This is a genomic window from Embleya sp. NPDC127516 (assembly GCF_044765325.1).
Classification (GTDB): domain Bacteria; phylum Actinomycetota; class Actinomycetes; order Streptomycetales; family Streptomycetaceae; genus Embleya.
The window spans coordinates 583,795-602,731 of record NZ_JBIWJT010000001.1; the positions used below are offsets into that span (position 1 = coordinate 583,795).

General features: G+C 71.6%; 18 protein-coding genes. 5 read left to right on the plus strand and 13 right to left on the minus strand.

Annotated features, from left to right (window positions below):
- Positions 1-124 precede the first annotated feature (124 nt).
- The 6 genes from ACIRL2_RS02485 to ACIRL2_RS02510 all read right to left on the minus strand — a co-directional run bounded on the left by ACIRL2_RS02485 (position 125) and on the right by ACIRL2_RS02510 (position 6,476).
- Positions 125-1,288, minus strand: coding sequence for a PrsW family intramembrane metalloprotease (locus tag ACIRL2_RS02485; RefSeq protein ID WP_402229557.1), 1,164 nt, complete (start codon positions 1,286-1,288; stop codon positions 125-127).
- Positions 1,285-1,875 carry a hypothetical protein gene (locus ACIRL2_RS02490; RefSeq protein WP_395869546.1) on the minus strand — a complete coding sequence of 197 codons (591 nt, stop codon included), beginning with the start codon at positions 1,873-1,875 and terminating at the stop codon, positions 1,285-1,287. The genes ACIRL2_RS02485 and ACIRL2_RS02490 overlap by 4 nt, the downstream gene beginning before the upstream one ends.
- A 117-nt stretch (positions 1,876-1,992) precedes the next feature.
- Positions 1,993-2,448, minus strand: coding sequence for a tellurite resistance TerB family protein (locus ACIRL2_RS02495; protein ID WP_395869548.1), 456 nt, complete (start codon positions 2,446-2,448; stop codon positions 1,993-1,995).
- A 390-nt stretch (positions 2,449-2,838) separates the two neighbouring features.
- Positions 2,839-4,077: an Ig-like domain-containing protein gene (locus ACIRL2_RS02500; protein ID WP_402229560.1), complete on the minus strand. Its 1,239-nt coding sequence runs from the start codon at positions 4,075-4,077 to the stop codon at positions 2,839-2,841.
- A gap of 250 nt (positions 4,078-4,327) precedes the next feature.
- Positions 4,328-5,893 (minus strand): DEAD/DEAH box helicase, encoded by a 1,566-nt coding sequence (locus ACIRL2_RS02505; RefSeq protein ID WP_402229562.1) that lies wholly within the window; start codon positions 5,891-5,893, stop codon positions 4,328-4,330.
- A gap of 379 nt (positions 5,894-6,272) precedes the next feature.
- The gene (locus ACIRL2_RS02510; protein WP_020554660.1) at positions 6,273-6,476 is read right to left on the minus strand and encodes a cold-shock protein; all 204 of its coding nucleotides are present in this window, start codon (positions 6,474-6,476) and stop codon (positions 6,273-6,275) included.
- 347 nt (positions 6,477-6,823) lie between these two features.
- On the opposite strand from ACIRL2_RS02510, the gene ACIRL2_RS02515 reads away from it, so the two are divergent.
- On the plus strand, positions 6,824-7,300 hold the full coding sequence (locus tag ACIRL2_RS02515; RefSeq protein ID WP_402229565.1) for a hypothetical protein: 477 nt from the start codon (positions 6,824-6,826) through the stop codon (positions 7,298-7,300).
- On the opposite strand, the gene ACIRL2_RS02520 is transcribed toward ACIRL2_RS02515, so the two are convergent.
- A complete protein-coding gene (locus tag ACIRL2_RS02520) occupies positions 7,291-8,058 on the minus strand; it encodes a rhomboid-like protein (protein WP_395869555.1) in 768 nt (255 codons plus the stop codon). The two genes, ACIRL2_RS02515 and ACIRL2_RS02520, sit on opposite strands and share 10 nt — an antisense overlap.
- Before the next feature lie 207 nt (positions 8,059-8,265).
- On the opposite strand from ACIRL2_RS02520, the gene ACIRL2_RS02525 reads away from it, so the two are divergent.
- Positions 8,266-9,228, plus strand: a complete 963-nt coding sequence (locus tag ACIRL2_RS02525; RefSeq protein WP_402229567.1) for a DMT family transporter — start codon at positions 8,266-8,268, stop codon at positions 9,226-9,228.
- An 18-nt stretch (positions 9,229-9,246) separates the two neighbouring features.
- Complete coding sequence (locus ACIRL2_RS02530; RefSeq protein ID WP_402229569.1) at positions 9,247-10,890, plus strand: tetratricopeptide repeat protein; 1,644 nt, start codon at positions 9,247-9,249, stop codon at positions 10,888-10,890.
- A 46-nt stretch (positions 10,891-10,936) separates the two neighbouring features.
- On the opposite strand, the gene ACIRL2_RS02535 is transcribed toward ACIRL2_RS02530, so the two are convergent.
- Positions 10,937-11,422: a DUF1269 domain-containing protein gene (locus ACIRL2_RS02535; protein ID WP_395869561.1), complete on the minus strand. Its 486-nt coding sequence runs from the start codon at positions 11,420-11,422 to the stop codon at positions 10,937-10,939.
- Positions 11,423-11,510: 88 nt separating this feature from the next.
- Positions 11,511-12,011 carry a hypothetical protein gene (locus ACIRL2_RS02540; RefSeq protein WP_395869563.1) on the minus strand — a complete coding sequence of 167 codons (501 nt, stop codon included), beginning with the start codon at positions 12,009-12,011 and terminating at the stop codon, positions 11,511-11,513.
- Between the two features lie 255 nt (positions 12,012-12,266).
- Between ACIRL2_RS02540 and ACIRL2_RS02545 the strand changes: the two genes are divergently transcribed.
- Both ACIRL2_RS02545 and ACIRL2_RS02550 read left to right on the plus strand, forming a co-directional pair.
- A complete protein-coding gene (locus ACIRL2_RS02545; protein WP_402229572.1) occupies positions 12,267-13,496 on the plus strand; it encodes a hypothetical protein in 1,230 nt (409 codons plus the stop codon).
- A gap of 26 nt (positions 13,497-13,522) precedes the next feature.
- The gene (locus ACIRL2_RS02550; protein ID WP_402229574.1) at positions 13,523-14,368 is read left to right on the plus strand and encodes a ribonuclease BN; all 846 of its coding nucleotides are present in this window, start codon (positions 13,523-13,525) and stop codon (positions 14,366-14,368) included.
- On the opposite strand, the gene ACIRL2_RS02555 is transcribed toward ACIRL2_RS02550, so the two are convergent.
- The 4 genes from ACIRL2_RS02555 to ACIRL2_RS02570 form a co-directional block, all read right to left on the minus strand.
- Positions 14,359-15,177: an AraC family transcriptional regulator gene (locus ACIRL2_RS02555; protein WP_395869569.1), complete on the minus strand. Its 819-nt coding sequence runs from the start codon at positions 15,175-15,177 to the stop codon at positions 14,359-14,361. The two genes, ACIRL2_RS02550 and ACIRL2_RS02555, sit on opposite strands and share 10 nt — an antisense overlap.
- Positions 15,178-15,223: 46 nt before the next feature.
- Positions 15,224-16,138 carry a carbohydrate ABC transporter permease gene (locus ACIRL2_RS02560; protein ID WP_395869571.1) on the minus strand — a complete coding sequence of 305 codons (915 nt, stop codon included), beginning with the start codon at positions 16,136-16,138 and terminating at the stop codon, positions 15,224-15,226.
- Positions 16,135-17,001, minus strand: coding sequence for a carbohydrate ABC transporter permease (locus ACIRL2_RS02565; RefSeq protein WP_402229635.1), 867 nt, complete (start codon positions 16,999-17,001; stop codon positions 16,135-16,137). Before ACIRL2_RS02565 ends, ACIRL2_RS02560 begins: the two co-directional genes overlap by 4 nt.
- A gap of 189 nt (positions 17,002-17,190) precedes the next feature.
- Positions 17,191-18,591, minus strand: coding sequence for an ABC transporter substrate-binding protein (locus tag ACIRL2_RS02570; protein WP_402229578.1), 1,401 nt, complete (start codon positions 18,589-18,591; stop codon positions 17,191-17,193).
- Between the last annotated feature and the right edge of the window lie 346 nt (positions 18,592-18,937).

An 18,937-nucleotide genomic window follows, 5' to 3' on the forward strand; every position in this document is an offset into this window, starting at 1 on the left:
GTGCGCGAATCCGGGACGGCATCGAACTCGGCAGCCCAGAGGGGCTGGTGAGACGCAAGAGGGGCCGAGCCCGCGACACGAGAGGGGCCGGGCACAGGACACGACGCCGGTGCCAACCGCCCGCTCACGAAGGCGGCGCCGGTGTCCGCCCCGGCCATCCCGACGCGTCCGCGACGGGCCTCGCCCGCAGGTGCGCCCGCAGCGTCGCGATCTCCGCGCGCAGCCGCTCGGCGCGGGCCGGCGCCTCCGGGTCCGCGGATGGAATCCGCGCGGCCACGAGCGCCAGTTGGGCCGCCTCGATCTCCCCGATCAGCACCCGCGTCGGCCGCGGGCGCGGGCCGGAGCGAGCCTGTCGCCGACCATGGCACCGCGGCAACAACGCGGCCTCTTCCGGCCGGATCGCGCCGCTCGCGGCCTCCTCGGCGGCCACCTGCCGGAACCTGGCCAGGTAGTGCCGGCGCGCGGCCCGGTAGACCAGCAGCGCGATCACCAGGTTCGCCGCCACCTTCACCAACGTGCCACGCCATCCGAACACCGTCGGCGCGTTGAACGACACGTGCATTCCCATCGCGAGCAGCCAGCAGCCGAGCGCGACCGCCAGTCGGCGGGCGAGCGGTCGACCGTCGCGCGCGACCAGGTAGCCGATGCCGGTGCCCGCCACCGCGCTCATCGCCCAGTGCGAACCCCACCCGGTGATCCCGACCCGGGCCGCGAACGACGCGTCCACGGACGCGCCCGGATCGGTCGCACCGTCCAGCAGGATGGTGTTCAGCGCGTACAGCAGGTTCTCCACCACCTGGAAGCCCAGGCCGACCAGGGCTCCGTACACCCAGCCGTCGATCGGCGCGCGGATCGCGCGTGACGCGGCGAACGCGAGCAGCAGCACGCCGCACAGCTTGAGCGTCTCCTCGTTCAACGGCGCGGTCACCGCGGCGCCCCACCTGTCCGCGAAGTCGACCCCCCTGGTCTTCGCCCAGATCCCGCCCAGACCGGTGTTGGCCAGGATCGCGCAACCGGTCGCGGCGGTCATCCCCCACCCGACACACGCGAGTGAGCTCGCGTGCGGAGGCGCCACCACCGGCCGGATCCGGCGGGGCAGCAGATAGCCCACGCCCAGGGTGAGCACGAGCAGGAAACCGGCGAGCGCCGCCGCGGCCGGGAACACCCGTACCGTGTCCCGGTATTCGTAGCCGATCACGCCGAGGCCGAACACGCAGGCGAGCAGTCCCACCGTCAGGGCGATCGGTGCGGGACGCTCGCCGGACGGTCGGACCACGACAGCGCTCACGCGGCCTCCTCGGTGAAGGTCAGCGAGCGCATCACGTCCCGTACCGGCAGCCAGTCGGGATCGGCGGTATCCGGTGGCGCGAGCGCGATCAGCCGGATCGCGAACGCGTCCTCGGGACCGGGATAGATCACCGCCCGTCCGGTGTCGTCGCCCCGGTCCAGCGTGCCGACCATGCCCTGGGCCCCGGCGTCGGCGGTCAGCGGCACCGGCGCGCCGAGCCGGGCGTGCCGGTCGCCGACCCGAACCGTGTCGCGCAGTCCGGTCCACAGCGCGTCCGCGTCCTCGGCCCGAGGCAGCGAGATGTACGCGATCGACAGGTCCACGGCGCCGTGTCGCAGCACGAACACGCGCGAGGGTGTGGTCGCCGCCTGGTCCAACGTCCAGCCGGAGCCGACCCGGAACCACGCGCGATGGTCCTCGTCCGGTCCGACCCGAAAGACCGTGCCCGCCCGGACTCGCTTGTCGCCGGCGATCCACGAGTCGATCAGCGGCCACCCGCCGGCGAGCAGCACCACGATGGCGGCGACCGCGAACGGACCCCACCAGCGAGCCCGCCGCGGCCCGGTGCGGAAGCGGGCGTCGGTCATGTCACCAACGTCCGACGAAGCCGGGAATTCCGCCCGACGAACATCGGCCGTCGGGCGGAATCGGTCCCTCGAAAGGGTTGGCGGGCCCGCCCCGGTGATCGGCGCGGGCCCGTGCGATCAGAGCCCGAACTCGACGGGGGCCAGGTCGAGGGCGAAGCACGCGTCGCGCACGACGGCCTGCTCGGTCTTGTCGAAGTGGCCGTCCGCGCCGCCGATGACGATGCCGATCTGGATCACCGCGCGCGCCTCGGTCGGCTTCTTCTTGACCTTGCCGATGTCCTGGAGCAGGGATACCTTGCCCAGCTCGAAGTCGGCGGTGAGCTTGGCCAGATAGGCCTCGAAGCGCTGCTCCAGGTCGCTCGCGGCGAAGTTGCGCAGCACGTCGTTGGTGGTGATCAGCGTGGTGACCCGCTGCCGCTCGGCCGGATCGATCGAGCCGTCGGCCGCGGCCACCAGAGCGCAGATCGCCATGCTCGCGTCCCGGAAGCCGCCGCTCTTGAGCTCGTTCTTCTTCGCCTCCAGCTGCCCCTGCATCGTCTGGGCCGACTGCTTGAACTTGTCCCACAGAGCCATCGGGATCCCCTGCCTCTCGCACACACGCGCTCGGAACTTGATCTACAGACTCGTAGAAGATACATGTCCTGCACACCACCCGCAGAATCCATTCGCCAACCGCCCGGCGGGCCGAGGCATCCGCCGACGCGGCGCCACGACGGCGCGTGCCCGACCCGGGGACCGAGGCGGGCAGGCGGTATGGGCCGGCCGCACGCTGCGGGGCGTCGGGCTGCGGGGGCTGCCGCACCGCGCGCCGGGGACGCGCAGGATGTCGGTGGGGGTGCGGCCACGCCGTCGCTGCCCGAGCGCCCGGGCGGCCGGCGGAGCGCGCCGGCCCGGGTGCCGCGTTCCGGCACGTGAACCGACCCGGGGCCCGACCGATTCGGCCGAGCCCCGGGCATACCCGGCTCAGCTCGCGAGGGCGCTCTTGGCCTTCCACTGGTCGTAGGTGAGCTGCCAGTTGCCGAAGCCGTTGCCCGGCTCGGTGGCCTCGGTGTTGTTCGAGCCCTTGACCACGACCGGGTCGCCGACCTGGACGCGGTTGTAGAACCACTCGGCGTCCGGGACGGTCATCCCGACGCAGCCGTGGCTGGTGTTGGCGACGCCGATGTTGGCGGTGTTCCACGCGGCCGAGTGGAAGAAGGTGCCGGAGGAGGTGAAGTGCACCACCCACGGGACGTCCGGGAGGTTGTAGCTGTCGCCGAGGCCGACCGTGGTCGAGTCGAGGGTCTCGGTGGCGTTCTTGTTCAGGATCACGTGCGTGCCGCCGCGGGTGGGGAACTCGTTCGAGCCGGCCGACATCTTGATCGTCTTGACCGCCGTGCCGTCCTCGATCACGGTCAGCCGCTTCTTGGGGATGTCCACCTCGACGACCCGGTTCGTGCCGACCGTGAAGGTGCTCTCGTAGTCCCGGGTGAAGTAGGTCCCCGGACCGCTGGCCACACCCGCCAGGTTCGCGTTGAGGGTGATTTTGGTACCGCTCGGCCAGAACTCGCGTGGCCGCCAGTCGACCCGGTCCTTGCCGGACTGGTCCTTGGTCCAGCCCCACGAGCCCTCGACGTTGGGCGCGGTGGTGACCTTGAGGTTGCGCTCGACCTCGGCCTTGTCCTTGACCGCGTGGTCGAACATGATCGACACCGGCTGGCCGACGCCGAACGTGCCGCCGTTGGCCGGACGCAGCGTGACCTTGTTCACGGTGTCGGCCTTGAGCGTGCCGAACTTGCTGGTGACGGAGGTCTCCGCGCCCTTCTTGCCGCGCGTGGTGGCGGTCACCGTGTAGGCGGCGCCCGGGATGGTCCGCGTGGTCGAGGTCCAGGTGCGGCCGTCCGCCCCCACCGCGCCCTCGATCGCCCGGTTCTGCGCGTCCACCACGCGCACCGAGGCCAGCGTGCCCGAGTCGGCGGTCACCGTGATCGGCTTGCCCGGCACCACACCCTGGGTCCCGTCGATCGGATCCACGCTCACCCGCGCCGGTGTGTCCTTGGCCTCATTCCCGTCCGAGCCCGGTTTCCCCTGCGCCGCCTCCGACTTCCCCGCCTTGTCCGCCCCTCCCGAACCGCATCCCGCGAGCAGGACGGCGGCCGCCGCCAGGGGCAGCGCGACCATGCGAATTCCCTTGCGGGAGCCGGATATCAGTGGCTTGCGCACGTGCTGACCTCACGAACTTGGACGACCGGGGATCGTTCAACACTAACAATGCGGATCAATTCCCCATGCCCGTCCGGGGTGTGACGGTTTCGACACCCTTGGGGCGCAACCGCCCGGCACGGCACGGCACGAAGCCGCGCCCGGAGGAAATCCCGGACGCGGCTTCGGAGTTCTCGAAGGCTTGCGCGACGGTCGACAACCGCGGTCGAGGACCGCGGCCCACCGGCCGCCCCGGCAAGCCCGACCGTGGCTACGCGGCGGCGGTGCGCCGGCGCGGGGCGCCGCCGCCGGTGGAACCGCCGGAGCGGCCCGAGGAGGCGCCGGAGGCCGCAGCGGACGGACGACGGCCCGTACCGCTGCCGCCGCCCTGGCCGGGACGACGGCCACGACCGCGCCCACCGGCCGAGCCACCGCGACGCGGCGCCTCGGAGACCGGCGAGGAGATCACGACCGGGACGCCCGAGGGCACCTGGGCGCCGGTGACGCGGGTGAGCTCCTCGTCGCCCGACCGGACCTGGATGGTCGACGCCTCGATGCCGGCGATCATCATCAGGCGGGCCATCTCGCGGCGCTGGTTCGGCGTGACCAGCGTCACGACGCTGCCCGACTCGCCGGCGCGCGCGGTACGACCGCCGCGGTGCAGGTAGTCCTTGTGGTCGGTCGGCGGGTCGATGTTGACCACCAGGTCCAGGCCGTCCACGTGGATGCCGCGGGCCGCGACGTTGGTCGCGATCAGCGCGGTGACGTGCCCGCTCTTGAACTGCTCCAGGGTGCGGGTGCGCTGCGGCTGCGACTTGCCGCCGTGCAGCGCGGCGGCGCGGACGCCGCTCTGCAACATCTGCCGGGTGAGCCGGTCCACCGCGTGCTTGGTGTCCATGAACATGATGACCCGGCCCTCACGCGCCGCGATGTGCGTCGCGGCGGTGTGCTTGTCGGCCTCGGTCACGTGCAGCACGTGGTGCTCCATCGTGGTGACCGCGCCCTGCGAGGGGTCGACCGAGTGCACCACCGGGTCGGACAGGAAGCGCTTGACCAGGCGGTCGACGTTGCGGTCGAGCGTGGCCGAGAACAACATCCGCTGGCCGTCCGGCTGCACCTGGTCGAGCAGCGCGGTGACCTGCGGCATGAAGCCCATGTCGGCCATCTGGTCGGCCTCGTCGAGCACCGTGATGCCGACCGCGTCCAGCCGCGCGTCGCCGCGGTCGATCAGGTCCTTGAGCCGGCCGGGGGTGGCCACCACGACCTCGGCGCCGTTGCGCAGCGAGCTGGCTTGGCGGCCGATCGACATGCCGCCGACGACCGTGGTCATCCGCAACTGGACCGAGTTGGCGTACGGCATCAGCGCGTCGGTGACCTGCTGCGCGAGCTCGCGGGTGGGCACCAGGACCAGGGCGAGCGGCTGCTTGCTCTCGGCCCGACGGCCGGCGATCCGGGCAAGCAGCGCGAGGCCGAACGCGAGCGTCTTGCCCGAGCCGGTCCGACCGCGACCGAGCACGTCCCGCCCGACCAGCGCGTTGGGCAGCGTGGCCGCCTGGATCGGGAACGGCTCGGTGACACCCTGGCGGGTGAGCGCGGCCAGCATCGGCTTGGGCATGTCCAGCTCGGCGAACGAGCCCACCGCGGGCAGCGAGGGGGTCGTGCTGACCGGCAGCGCGAACTCGGCCACGGGGCCGGCGGTCATCGGCTTGCGCCGGTTGCCCGACGGGGCGCCACCGCGGCCGCGGCCGCCGCCACCGCCGTAGCCGCCACTGCGGCCGGCGCTGCTGCCGCCGCCGCTGCGGCTGTATCGGTCGTTGGAGCGGGGGGTGCGATTCATGGAGAACCTTCCTCGATGCGGCGCGTATCGAGGACGTCTCCGCGGCATGACGCCGCACAAGGAGTCGCAAGAACGAGCCGAACTAGCTGAAAAAGAACCGACGTGGTGACTCGGGTCACTCGCGTCGAGATAGTGCGCAACGGTCGGGCGCCTGCCGAAGAGCGGCGGCCGATGTGCCGGACCGTGCGGGGCCGAGGCGACGAGGTCGCGTCGGGCAGGGTCCTGATCGGCGGATGTCGGGCATCCGCCTGGGGTGCTGCACCGTGGCCTTCTCGGTCGAAGAACCGTCGACCCCGATGGGGCCGCGGGCCACGGGAAGGGCCCGCACCGTGCGGCGCGGGCCCTCGCTGCACGGCCGAAGCCGCGCCCATGAGCGGGTTCAGACGATGTTGATGTTCTCCGCCTGCGGGCCCTTCTGGCCCTGCGTGACGTCGAAGGAGACCTTCTGGCCCTCCTGCAGCTCACGGAAGCCCTGAGCGTTGATGTTCGAGTAGTGGGCGAAGACGTCGGGGCCGCCACCGTCCTGCTCGATGAAGCCGAAGCCCTTTTCGCCGTTGAACCACTTCACGGTGCCAGTAGCCACGTATCTTCCCCTTCGGGGCAGTACCGGGATCTCGCACCCTGCGAGACCCGAATCGTTGCTGATTACCCCGCCCGGAGTTGGACACCGGAAAAACAAAAGTGCACCTGTTGGCTACAACCAGCAGGCGCACAGAAAATTCCATGGGAACCACAGCAGCAATTAACGTTAGCACGCCAGGCGACCGGGCCGGCGGGATATCTCGATCTTGTGCCGGCCGGCGAATCCGGCCCCGACCCGCGCGATGCCGCGCCGATCGCGCGCCGATCCCGCGATCGCACGCCGGGTGCGACCATGGACGCTCCTCCGCCCCGCCGGCCTCCCGGCGCAAGCTTCCCCGAAGGGTTCGCGTGTCCTCCTCCGACTTCCCCGCCTCCGACGCCTCCGCCCAGCCGATCCCCCTGCCCACCGTCGGCACTCCCCTGAGCCTGGAGGACGTCAGCGCGGTCGGCGGCTGCGGCGACGGGTGCGGGTGCGCCGGCGGTGGTGTCGACATCGACGCCGATCTGCTCGACGCGTTCGTCACCGAGCAGGTGCTCGTCCGCCTCGAAACCGAGCCGGCCTTCGTCGCCCGGTCCATCGCGGCGCTCGCCGCGACCGACGACCTGGATGCCGAACTGGCCGAGGAGATCGAGGAGTTGGAGTCCGACCCGGTGCTCCTGCTGGACGTGCTCGGGGCCACCCGGCAGACCCTGCCGGACATGGAGTCGGACGCCGTGGTGCTGCTCTTCCGCTACGTGATCGACCACGTCGCACTCGGCCCGGAGGAACTGCCGCTGGAGGATCGGGTGCTGATCGAGTGGCGGGTGCCGCCGGTTCAGGCCTGACCCGAACGCGTCCCGCGGGCCGGCGCGGAGCCGTTCCCGGCCGCCTCCGGGAGCGGCTCCGCGGCCGGCGGGAGCACGGCTTCGCCGGCCCGCGGCGCGCGCTCGGACGCGGGCCGCAACCGGCCCGAGAACAGGAATCCGGACCCGAGGCCGATCAGCGCCGCCGAGAAGTGGCCGATCGTGGTGAAGTCCGGGAGATCGCCGTACCACTGCGCGGACGAGAACGGGTACAGCAGGCACGCGAGCGCCCACCACGGCCGCAGCCGCCCGGGCAGCAGCGGCGTGATCGCCGCTATGGCCGCCATCGAGGCGTAGCTCACCCCGTAGTCGAGCGTGTACCGAATGTCCTCCGGATAGGTCCCGTGGTGGATCGCCGCGATCAGCACGACCGCTGTGACGAGCGTCGCACCCACGTGCCCGAGCACCGTGATCCCCACCGCACGCAGCGTGCCGATCCGGTGCTCCAGGAACGCCATGCACACCCCGATCCCGAACCCGATGGTCAGCAGGTTGCCCATCAGCGTGCCGTGCACGTCGGCCAGCATCAGGCTGCCCGCCATCGCGCGCAGCGGACGGTGGCCGAGGTTGTCGAGGTTGGTGCTGATGTCCGCCAGGAGGCGATCCGCGGCCGCGTCGGACATGAGCCATCCGACCACGATCCCGTCGATCGCGAGCAGGATCAGCACGGCGAACGTCGCCGGGCTGCGGCGCGGGTATCCGACGAGTCCGCGCAATGGGCTCGCGGGGTTCCGACTCACGGTGCGACTCTCCTTGTGCCGGCGTGGGGACGCGGCGGGAAACCACCATGCTGCATCACCAGGACAAGCCGGCGCGGCCCGGCCCCCGGATCCGGGCGGCCGACGATTCGGTGGGCGCCGAAACGACCCGCGCCTACCGTCGTGCCCGAAACCGAGTCCGCCGCCGGCGCGCACGCCGCGCACCGGCAACGCAGAGGGGTCCACACGATGTCGGATGTACGTCTTCGCCCGGCGACCGGTCCCGATCGGCGCGCCCTCGCGGCGGCCGGGGTCACGGTCTTGTTCTGGGCGTCCGCGTTCGTGTCCATCCGCAGCGCGGGCGAGCACTTCGCGCCCGGGGCGCTGGCCCTGGGGCGCATGCTCTGCGGTTCGCTCGTGCTCGGGGTGATCCTGCTCGTGCGCCGCGAGGGTCTGCCGCCGCGCGCCGCGTGGCCCGGCATCCTGCTCTCCGGCGTGTTGTGGTTCGGCCTGTACATGGCGGTGCTGAACTGGGGCGAGCGCGAGGTGGACGCGGGCACCGCGGCGATGGTGGTCAACATCGGCCCGATCGCCATCGCGCTGCTCGGCGGATGGCTGCTCAAGGAGGGCTTCGCGCCGCGACTGCTGGCGGGTATCGGCGTCTCGTTCGCGGGCGCGGTCGTGGTCGGCGTCTCGATGTCCGACGGCGGTGGGGCGCCGCTGCTGGGGGTGGGCCTGTGCGTGCTGGCCGCGCTGTCCTACGCGGCCGGTGTGGTCGCGCAGAAGCCCGCGCTGCGTCACGCCTCCGCGCTCCAGGTCACCGCGTACGGGTGCTTCGTCGGCATGTCGTGCTGCCTGCCGTTCGCGGGACAACTGGTCACGCAGACCGCCGACGCCCCGCCGGCGGCCACGCTCAACGTGATCTACCTGGGCGTCTTCCCGACCGCGCTGGGCTTCACCACGTGGGCGTACGCGCTGGCCCGCACCAGCGCCGGCCGGATGGGCAGCACCACCTACGCGGTGCCGGCCGTCGTGGTCCTGCTGGCCTGGGTGTTCCTGAGCGAGGTGCCCGGCCCGCTGACCTTCGTCGGCGGCGCGTTGTGCCTGGCCGGCGTCGCGGTCTCGCGCGGCGGTGCCCGGCGGCCGGTCGCCGGGTCCGACCGCGAGGCCGCCGATTCCCCGCCGGTGGGGCAGGATCTTCCCGGACGGTGACGGGACGAGGGAGATGTCGTGACAGTGGTGGGTCGGGTTCTGACGGACCGGTACGAACTCGTCGAACAGCGCGGTCGCGGCGGCCTCGGCCGGGTGTGGGCCGCGCGGGATCTGACCGAGTCCCGCGACGTCGCGGTCAAGCTGCTGCACGGCCCGCCGGACGACGAGGCCGCGGAGGTGTTCGTGCGCGAGGCACGGGCCGCGGCGGCGCTGACGCACCCCGGCCTGGTCCCGGTGTCCGACGTCGGGCAGGACACCGACGGCACACCCTTCCTGGTCACCGAGTTGCTCACCGGTCGCGACCTGCGGGCGACGCTGCGCGCGGGGCTGCCCGAGGTGTCGAGCGTGCTGGCGTGGGCGACGCAGATCTGCGCCGCGCTCGAACACGCGCACGGGGCCGGGCTGGTGCACGGCGATCTCAAGCCCGCCGACCTGTTCGTGTCCGACGACGGCCGGGTCCGGGTGCTCGACCTCGGCCTGGCCGGTCGCCTCGCCCCGGTCGCCGCGACCGGCACACACCTGCTCGGGACCCTCGCCTACACCGCGCCCGAGCGCCTGCGCGGCCAGGCCGCCGCCCCCGGCTCGGATCTGTACGCGCTGGGCTGCGTGCTCTACGAACTGCTCACCGGGACCCCGCCGTTCGGCACCGGTGACGTCGCCGCCACGGTGTACGCCCAGCTCGATCGGGTCCCCGAGCCGCCGGAGCGGCGCCGCCCCGAGCTGCCGCCGCACGTGAGCCGGCTGGTCCTGGACCTGCTGGCGAAGGACCCCGCGCACCGCCCCGCCGGCGCGGCCGCGGTCGCCGCGCGGCTGACCCAGGCGCCGCCGCCCGCCCCCGCCGATCGCCCCCGGCCGCCCGCCGCACCGCCGATGATGCCGCCCCCGCCTCCGCCCGGCCCGCCGCTCCCCGCCGACCGCATCTCCTTGGCGAAACCCCTCCGGGCGGCCGTCGAGGCGCCCGCCGAGGACGACGAACCGCAGCTCCGCAGGGCGGCGGCGGCCGGCGATCCGGACGCCGCCGTGCAACTCGCCTTCCACCTCGCGGACACCGGCCGGGAGAGCGAGGCCGAGGCGCTGTACCGCGAGGCGCTGGCCCGCAACCACCCGGAGGCCGCGAACGATCTCGCCGACCTGCTCGCCGCGCACGATCGCGCCGCCGAGGCCGAGGAGTTGTACCGCCACGCGCTCGCCCAGGGGCATCCGGACGCCGCGAACAACCTCGGCCGGCTGCTGGTCCGGCTCGGCCGGGCGCCCGAGGCGGAGATGCTCTTCCGGCACGCCTCGGCGCACGGTCACGACGACGCGGCGAACAACCTGGGCCTGCTGCTCGCCGGCTCCGGCCGCCTCGACGAGGCCGAGCAGTTGTTCCGGCACGTGTACGCGCAGGGCCACCCGGACGCGGCGATCAACCTGGCCGGGCTGCTGGGCGCGCGCGGCCGGTTCAAGGAGGCCGAGAAGCTCTACCGCCGCGCGTTCGCCGAGGGCCACCCGGACGCCGCGCTCGGCTTCGCCGGGCTCCTGGAGCGCCGGGGCCGCACCCGCGAGGCGGAGGAGATGTACCGCCGTGCCCTGGCCGAGGGGCATCCGGCGGCGGCCGGGCAACTCGCCCGCTTCCTCGACCTCCTCGGCCGCGGCCAGGAAGCGATGTGGCTGCGCTCGTAGCACCCGCGTCCGGCGGCGGGCCCCGCCCGCCGTCGGATCCTCGGCGTCAGTCCGCGAAGACCTCACGGAGCTTGGCCTCCTGGTCGCCGGACAGGTTGCTGCGCACCAGTTCGGCCTGGGACCCGCCGAACGCCTCGTGCACCCGGTCCACCACGGCGTTCGAGGTCATCACGAACAGCGCGGAGGTGCCGGGGGTGATCTGCCGGCGCACCTCGGCGACGAAGTCGTCGTCGATGCCGACGTCGCTCATGCTGCCGCCGAGCGCGCCCGCCGCCGCGCCGATCGCCGCGCCGAGCAGCGGCACGAAGAAGATCAGACCGAAGAGCATCCCCCAGAAGGTGCCGGACAGCGCGCCGATCCCGGTGAGGCTGTTGAGCTGCTTCGTCTTGGGCTTCTTCGCGTCCTCGGGCCACCACACCACGGCCGCGTCGTGTACCTGCACGAGTTCCTGCTTCTGGAGCGCGAGCAGGGTCTGTTCGGCGTCGGCGGCGCCGTGCGCGGTGGGGAACTTCCAGACGGTGAGCGTGGACACGGGACAACCTCCGGTATCGACAGGAAACCGCCACGCACGGAAAGCCCTGGCGGGTCCGTGCGTGGCGGATGGTGCGGACGGTGCGGGGTCAGGCCATCGGTTCGTCGCGATCGATGTCCCTGCGGTGCGCGCCGGTCCCGGTCCGCTGGGCCTCGTCCCGGGCGCGCCATTCGGAAACGCTGTCCTCCGAGTAGCCCTGCGCGGCGCCCCAACGGACGGTCAGCGCGAACAGGACCACCAGGTCGAGCGCGATCACGATGGTGGACCAGGCCGGGTGCGCGGCCAGGAAGCCGATCTGTCCGACGATGTTCAGCATCACCAGCACCGAGCCGACCACGCGGGCCCAGGTCGCGCCGGTGAGCAGTCCCATACCGACGAGCAGTTGCAGCCCGCCGAAGATCAGCAGGATCACGCCCCACGTGTCGTAGCTCCACACCAGGAGCTGACCGGACGCGGTGACGAAGTAATCGTCCTCGAACAGTGCCGCGAACCCTTGGAAGAGGTTGAGCACACCCAGGACGAGCAGGGTGCAGGCGGCGAATGCCACCCATCCGGACCAAGCGCTCGACCTGCCCATTTTGCTGTTCATGGCCTACTCCCAACCCCGGCCGGGCAGCCGGGCGGTGTTGCCTCGTACCGCTTGCCTGCCGTCGTGGGGGCCCACGACCTTGCAACACGGCTTCTCGCACTTTGACACGTAATTGGGCGATTTGCACCTTTATGATCCCCCTCCCCTCCGTACACCATTCGTCCGCTGTGAGTAGACGTCCGTTTTTCATGGAACCGGCTCGGGACACAGCGTCACGAATGGTCATGAACGGTCACGAGCGGGAGGGCGCCTCCGATGTCCCAGTCAGCCGAGCAGGGCCGGAGCCGGCATCGGTTGCGGCTCGCGGTGGCGTGTCTGCTGCTGGTCCTCGCGTGCGTCCTCACCCCGGTCGCGGTGGTCGCCGTGTGGGCCGACGACGAGATCGGCAACACCGATCGTTTCGTCGCCACGATGGCGCCGCTGTCCTCGAACGAGGCCGTGCAGGACGCCGTCGCCGCCCGGGGCACCGCCGCCGCCGTGCAGGCGGTGGACGTGTCCGGCCTGAGCAACGCGCTGCGCGAGGCGCTCGGGCTGGACCTGAACAACGGATCGGGACCGGTGTCCGGATCGATCCGGGGCCTGTTGAACGAGTCGGTCGGTCAGGCCGCGCAGGCCTTCGTCACCAGCGACGCGTTCGCCGTCGTGTGGCGCGAGGCGCTCCGCGCCGCCCACGCGTCCGCGCTGGCCGCGCTCAAGGGCGAGGACGAGGGCGCGGTGACCTCGACCGGCGGTGAGGTGGTGCTGGATCTGGGGCCGGTGGTCGACGGGGTCCGCAAAAATCTGGCGGCCGGGGGCATCCCGTTGGCGACCGGCATCCCGGACACCGATCGCCGGTTCGTGCTGTTGCACCGTGAGGGCCTGCGCAAGGGCCAGGACGTGTTCCGCGTCGTCGACGAGGCCGGGACCTGGCTGCCGATCGCCGTGGTGCTGCTCTTCCTCGCGGGCGTGTGCGTCGCGCCACGGCGTCGCCGGGTGATCATGTGGGCGGGTGTGGGCACCGTGCTCGCGATGATCGTGCTCGCCATCGCGCTCGTCGTCTCCCGCCGGATCTACCTGGACGATTTGCCTCGGGACATCTCCCGGGACGCCGGGGCGGCGATCTTCGACGCGCTGATCCGATTCCTCCGCGACACCACCCTCACGCTGGCGATCACCGCGGCCGCGGTCGCGATCGCGGCGTTCCTGGTCGGCCCGGCACGGTCGGCCGGGAAACTCCGGCGCGGGCTGGCCGCCGGCCCCGACGCGGCGGGCGGCGCGCTGGCTCGGACCGGTGCGGGCACCGGGTCGGTGGGCCGGTTCGTGGCCGCGCGACGAGGCCCGCTGTACGCCCTGGTGGGCGTGCTCGGCGGGATCTGGCTGGTGTTGTGGGACCACCCGACGGTGGGCTCGGTCCTGCTGGTCCTGGGGGTGGTCGTGGCTGTCGTGGCCGTACTGGAGGTGATCGCGGCGGCCGGGGCGCGGGAGCCGGTCGCGCTCGACCGGTGAGTGTGCGGGCGCCGGCCCGGGGATTCGTGCCACGACTGCGGGGCCGGCTGAAGGACCTGCCGGTGATGGCCTTCGTGGGTCGGCTGACCACCAGGTTCCTGGTCGTCAACAGCATCGAGGCGGCCACCACCCTGGCCGCGAAGATGTTCCTGGCCGGCGTCCCGGCGCTGTTCGTGTTCGCCGCGTTCGCACCGGAAGCCTTGCGCGAGGAGTTGCGCGACTCGCTGCGTGCCGTGCTCGGCCTGCCGGCCGGCTCGCTGGACGAGGTCGCCCGGGTCCACGACGCGGGTGCGCACCTGCGCCAACAGACCGGTGCGGCCAGTGCGGTGTTCACCCTCCTGATGGCGGTCCAGGTGGCCCGGTCCTTGCAACGGTTGTGCCGACGGGCGTGGTTCGTGCGCGCGACCGGCTTCAGTCTGCGGCTGATCCTGCGCTGGCTGCTGTGTATGTCGGTGTGGCTGGTCGCGCTGCTGCTCCAGTCGCAGTTTCACGAGGGGTTCGGCGTCGGGCCCTGGCTCGGCGTGGTGATGCTGTTCGTGGCCTCGATGCTGGTCTGGTGGTGGACCCAGTACCTGTTCCTGGAGGGCCGGATCGGCTGGTTGCCGCTGTTGCCCAGCTCGCTGTTGGCCTCGCTGGGCACGGTCGGCGTGCAGTACGGCTCACATCTGGTGATGCCCAGGGCGGTGGCCCGCAGCGTGGCCGAGTTCGGTCCGTTCGGACTGATGCTGACCCTGATGTCATGGCTGGTCGTGGCCTGCGCGGTGGTGGTCTTCGCGATCACCATCGGTGCGTTCCTGGCCGAGGAGGAGCCGCTGCGCGGCCTGCTCGGGGCACCCGCGCCGCCGTCGACCATCGACCCCCGTCAATTCTGACCGGAGGTCTGTCCGGTGCGCCGGAACTCGGACGGCGACTGTTGCACGCGGCGGGAGAACAGCCGCGCGAAATAGGCCGGATCGTCGTAGCCGACGTTGCGGGCCACCTCGTGGATGGACTGGTCGGTGGCCAGGAGCAGGCGTTTGGCCCGGGACAACCGGGTGCGCACGATGTACTCCTTGGGGGTGGTGCCGGTCGCGCGCTGCATCTCGCTGCGCAACCCCGCCTCGTCCAGGCCCAGTCGGCGGGCGTGCTCGCCGACGGTGAGCGGCTCGGTGGCGTGCTCGTCGAAGTAGCGGACCACCCGCGAGCCGTCCTCGTCGACCCGGATCGTCTTCAGGTCGATGATCAACTGGTGCACGATCGCCGAGGTGACCACCTCGCGGTTGGGCGCGCCCGGCTCCACCGCGGTCAGCAGGCGGTCGAAGCCCTGGCGCAGCGGCCGCACCCCGCCCAGCGACATCACCGGCTCGGTCCGGTCCAGGAAGCCCAGGTCCTCGTACGCCGCGGCGGTCGGTCCCTCGAACAGCACCCAGTGCTCGCGCCAGCCGGTGGGGTCGGGGCTGTACGCGTGGTACTCGCCGGGGAAGAGCAGGAAGGCCGCGGGCGCCTGGACCGGGATCCGCGGCGCGTGTCGGTTGCCCGAGCGGAACCAGCCCGATCCACCGGTGATCAGGGTGAGTTGGTAGCAGCCCAGCACCCGGCCCTCGAACTGCATGGCGGTGACCTGCTGCCACCCCACGCCCAGGCACACCAGGCCGAGCCGCTGGTGTTCCCGGGCGGGCGTGAGGTAGCGCGCGAAGATCATGGTGCGCCGATCGTACGGCGGCGGGCGGCGGGCGTGCGGCGGTTGTTCACGCCTTCACCCCGCCCGCGACCAGGTCGGTGCGCCAGAACCGCTGGAGCGACCAGAAGGCGGCGACCAACGGGATCACCGACACCAGCGCGCCGACCACGACCAGGTTGGCGTGCGGCTGGTTGGGGTCGCTGTTCCACGCGTTCAGGCCCAGCGTGACCGGCCACAGGTGCTGGTCGTTGAGGGTGATCAGGGGCAGGAAGAAGTTGTTCCACACGGCGACCAGTTGGAACAGGAAGATGGTCACCAGCGCGGGCGACATGATCCGCAGGCCGATGGTGCGAAAGATCCGGAACTCGCTCGCACCGTCCAGGCGGGCCGCCTCGATCAGTTCGTCCGGCACCGAGGCCTCGGCGTAGGTCTTGGCCAGGAACACGCCGAACGGGCTCACCGCGGCGGGCAGCAACACCGCCCAGACGGTGTCGACCAGGTGCACCTTGGAGAGCATCAGGTAGATCGGCAGCGCGAGCATCGGGGTGGGGATCAGCACCGCGCCCAGGATCACCGAGAAGATCGCGCCCCGCCCGCGGAACCGGTACTTGGCCAGCGCGTAGCCGGCCATCGCGGCCAGCAGGGTGGCCACCACGCCGCCGCCGACCGCGTACAGCACCGAGTTGAACACCCAGCGCAGGAAGATGCCGCCGTCCTCGGAGAAGAGTTGGCGCAGGTTGGCACCCAGGTTCCAGTCGGCGAACCAGAAGCCGTTGCTGCCGAACAGGTCACTGGAGGACTTGGTCGAGGAGACCAGCAGCCACCACACCGGCATCAGGAAGTAGGTCGCCACCAGGAACAGGAACGAGGTGGTCAATACCTGCGAACGCATGGGCGTGGTACGACCCTTGCCCACCCGGGTCGCGGGTCGCGGCGTACGTTCGCGGACCGGGCTCGCGGGCGGTGTGGTCAGCGTCGTCACAGCGAGGACCTGCCGTTCGTGAGCCGGGCGGAGAGCTTGAGGACCACGAAGGACAACACGCACGTGCCCAGGGCGAGCAGCACCGAGACGGCGGCGCCCTGGCCGTAGTCGTTGTTCTCGACGGCCTTGTGGTAGGCGGACATGATCGGCGTGTAGTCCGCGTCCACGGACGAGGTCAGCGGTCGCAACACGCGCGGTTCGGTGTAGAGCTGGAGCGTGCCGATCACCGAGAACACGGTGGTGAGCGCGATCGCCGGGGCCACCAGCGGAACCTTGATCCGCCACGCCGTGCGCCATGGCCCGCAACCGTCCAACTCGGCCGCCTCGTACAGCTCTTGCGGGATGGCCTGGAGCGCGGAGTAGATGACCAGCATGTTGTAGCCGGTCCAGGTCCAGGTGACCACGTTCGCGATCGACCACAACACGGCGTCCTCGCCGAGGAAGTCGGAGGGCAGGCCGACCGCGTCGAGCACGCTCACCACCGGGCTGGATCGCGGCATGTAGAGGAAGGCCCACAAGATGGTGGCGACCACGCCGGGGATCGCGTAGGGCAGGAAGTAGGCGGTGCGGAAGAAGCCCTTGAGCCGGGCCGACTTCGCGTCCAGGAGCAGCGCGAGCACCAGCGCGAGGCCGAGCATCACCGGCACCTGGACCACGCCGAACAGCAGCACCCGGCCCACGCCGTGCCACAGCGCGTCGTCGTGCAGCGCCTTGGTGTAGTTCTCGAAGCCCGCGTACACCCGCTTCGGCGGGGTCAGGCCCAGGCCGGAGCGCTGCATCTTGTGCAGGCTCTCGACGATCGCGTAGCCGACGGGGACCGCGTACATCGCGGCGAACAGCACGCCGAAGGGCGCGAGGAACATCAGGGGTGCGGACCGCCGGCGCTTGCGCCGCGGGATCGGTGCGCTCAAGGGCGGGCTCCCGGTGGATGGTGCGGTTGATTGGAACCGGTGGGTGGGGCCGACGGCGGCGTGCCCGCCGTCCGCGCGAGGTGACGCGGGACGACGGGGCACGGTGCGAACCGCCCGCTACGTCGGGGTGGTGACGGCGGGTCAGCCCGCGGCGGCCTTCAGTCCCTTGTCCTGGACGGCCTTGATCGTGGTGCCCTGGACGCCGGTCAGCGCGTCGGCGAGCTTGCCGTTGCCGGCGCCGGCCTTGCCGAGCCGGTCGGTCAGGTCGGCGGAGACCTGGGTCATCGTGGGACCCCACTGCCAGCCGGCCGGGACCTGCGCGGCGGACTCCCTGAAGATGTCGTAGATCTTCGCGTTGCCGAAGTACGCGGACGGCTGCCGCATCGCCTCCAGGTCCGCCCCGGCGGTGGCCGCCGGGTAGATGCCCGCGTCCTTGACCAGCGTGGTCAGGCTCGCGGTGTCGCTGCTCATCCAGTCCGCGAAGGCGACCGCGGCCTTGGTGTTCTTGCAACCCTTGAGCACGGCCGTGCCGGAACCGCCGATGTTGCCGGTGGCCTTGCCGTTCGCGTCCCACTGCGGCATCGGCGCGACCGCCCACTTGCCCGCCGCGTCCTTGGCGTTCTCCTCCAGCAGCGCGGTGAACCACACCGGGCCGACATAGCTGGCCACGCTGCCGTCGCCGAACCGCTTGTACCAGTCGGGGGTGAAGGTCGGGTCGGACGAGACGACCTTCCTGTCCAGCAACTGCTGCCAGTACTGGGCGACCTTCTGCGTGCCGGGCTCGGTGAGCGAGACCTTCCAGGTCTCGCCCTCGGGCTTGAACCAGCTGCCGCCGTTCTGCCAGGCCATGCCCGCGTACCACCACGGGTCGTTGCCACCGAAGGCCGAGTAGGCCACCGCCGGGTCGGCCGTGTGCACCTTGTCCGCCTGCTGGGCGAACTCGTCCCAGGTCTTGGGCGGGGTCAGGCCGTTCCTGGCGAACACGTCGGTGCGGTAGAACATCGCCACCGGGCCGGTGTCCACCGGGATCCCGTAGGTCTTGCCCGCGACGCTCATCTGCGACCAGGCGCCGGCCGAGTACTTCGACTTGACCGCCGCCGCTTCCTTGTCCACGTCCTGGAGCGCGCCCTCGACCAGGAAGCTGGGCAGCGTCTCGTAGCCCATCTGCGCCAGGCACGGCGCGTTGTTCGCCTTCACCGCGGCGAGCATCTTGGCGTAGCCGCCCTTGGAGCCCGGCTCGACCTTGTTGTAGTTGACGTGGATGTCGGGGTGCGCGGCGTTGAACGCGGTCACGGCCTTGTCGTAGGCCGGGTTCCAGCCCCAGAAGTCGAGCTGGGCGGTGCCCTGGCCCCCGGCCTTGTCGCCCTGTGCCGCCTTGTCGGTCCGGTCGCCGGAGTCCGAGTCGGAGCCGCAGGCGGTGAGCACGGTCAGGGCCGCGATCGTGGCCGCGACGGCGGCGCGCCGGGCCGTCCCGCCGGCTCGGCGCGAGGAGCGCGAAGCGGCGGGTGACGACGAGCGCGGAACGCGGGTGCTACCCCACATGAGGTGGCCGTCCCTTCGGGAAATGGGCAGGGCTCGACGGAGCCCGGCGCGTGGTCGGAGGCAGTGGAGGCTGTCTTGGCCGCCGATCATGTGCCCTGCCCGACAAGGCGTCAACGGGTTGCCGCCGCCCTCGTGCCTTAGTCGCAGTGATCCTCAAGAAAAGTCCAAGTGCGTGGTCACCGAATGGCAAGGAAGGTGAACCAGAGAGTATCCACCCTGGTGAGAGCCTCGACAGGACGGGTAGCGGAATGCAAAAAAGTCCACGACACCGTGAAGAAGAGTGCACATCCGGGCCGCGCGCCTCGTGCACGATGATCCGGTCCCACCGCACGGATCTGCCCGAGGA

What these genes read in the sequence shown, in the direction of transcription:
- ACIRL2_RS02490 (WP_395869546.1), bottom strand. Translation starts at nt 1,875, where the DNA reads ATGACCGACGCCCGCTTCCGCACCGGGCCGCGGCGGGCTCGCTGGTGG.
- ACIRL2_RS02495 (WP_395869548.1), bottom strand. Translation starts at nt 2,448, where the DNA reads ATGGCTCTGTGGGACAAGTTCAAGCAGTCGGCCCAGACGATGCAGGGG.
- ACIRL2_RS02505 (WP_402229562.1), bottom strand. Translation starts at nt 5,893, where the DNA reads ATGAATCGCACCCCCCGCTCCAACGACCGATACAGCCGCAGCGGCGGC.
- ACIRL2_RS02525 (WP_402229567.1), top strand. Translation starts at nt 8,266, where the DNA reads ATGTCGGATGTACGTCTTCGCCCGGCGACCGGTCCCGATCGGCGCGCC.
- ACIRL2_RS02540 (WP_395869563.1), bottom strand. Translation starts at nt 12,011, where the DNA reads ATGAACAGCAAAATGGGCAGGTCGAGCGCTTGGTCCGGATGGGTGGCA.
- ACIRL2_RS02545 (WP_402229572.1), top strand. Translation starts at nt 12,267, where the DNA reads ATGTCCCAGTCAGCCGAGCAGGGCCGGAGCCGGCATCGGTTGCGGCTC.
- ACIRL2_RS02555 (WP_395869569.1), bottom strand. Translation starts at nt 15,177, where the DNA reads ATGATCTTCGCGCGCTACCTCACGCCCGCCCGGGAACACCAGCGGCTC.
- ACIRL2_RS02565 (WP_402229635.1), bottom strand. Translation starts at nt 17,001, where the DNA reads ATGTTCCTCGCGCCCTTCGGCGTGCTGTTCGCCGCGATGTACGCGGTC.
- ACIRL2_RS02570 (WP_402229578.1), bottom strand. Translation starts at nt 18,591, where the DNA reads ATGTGGGGTAGCACCCGCGTTCCGCGCTCGTCGTCACCCGCCGCTTCG.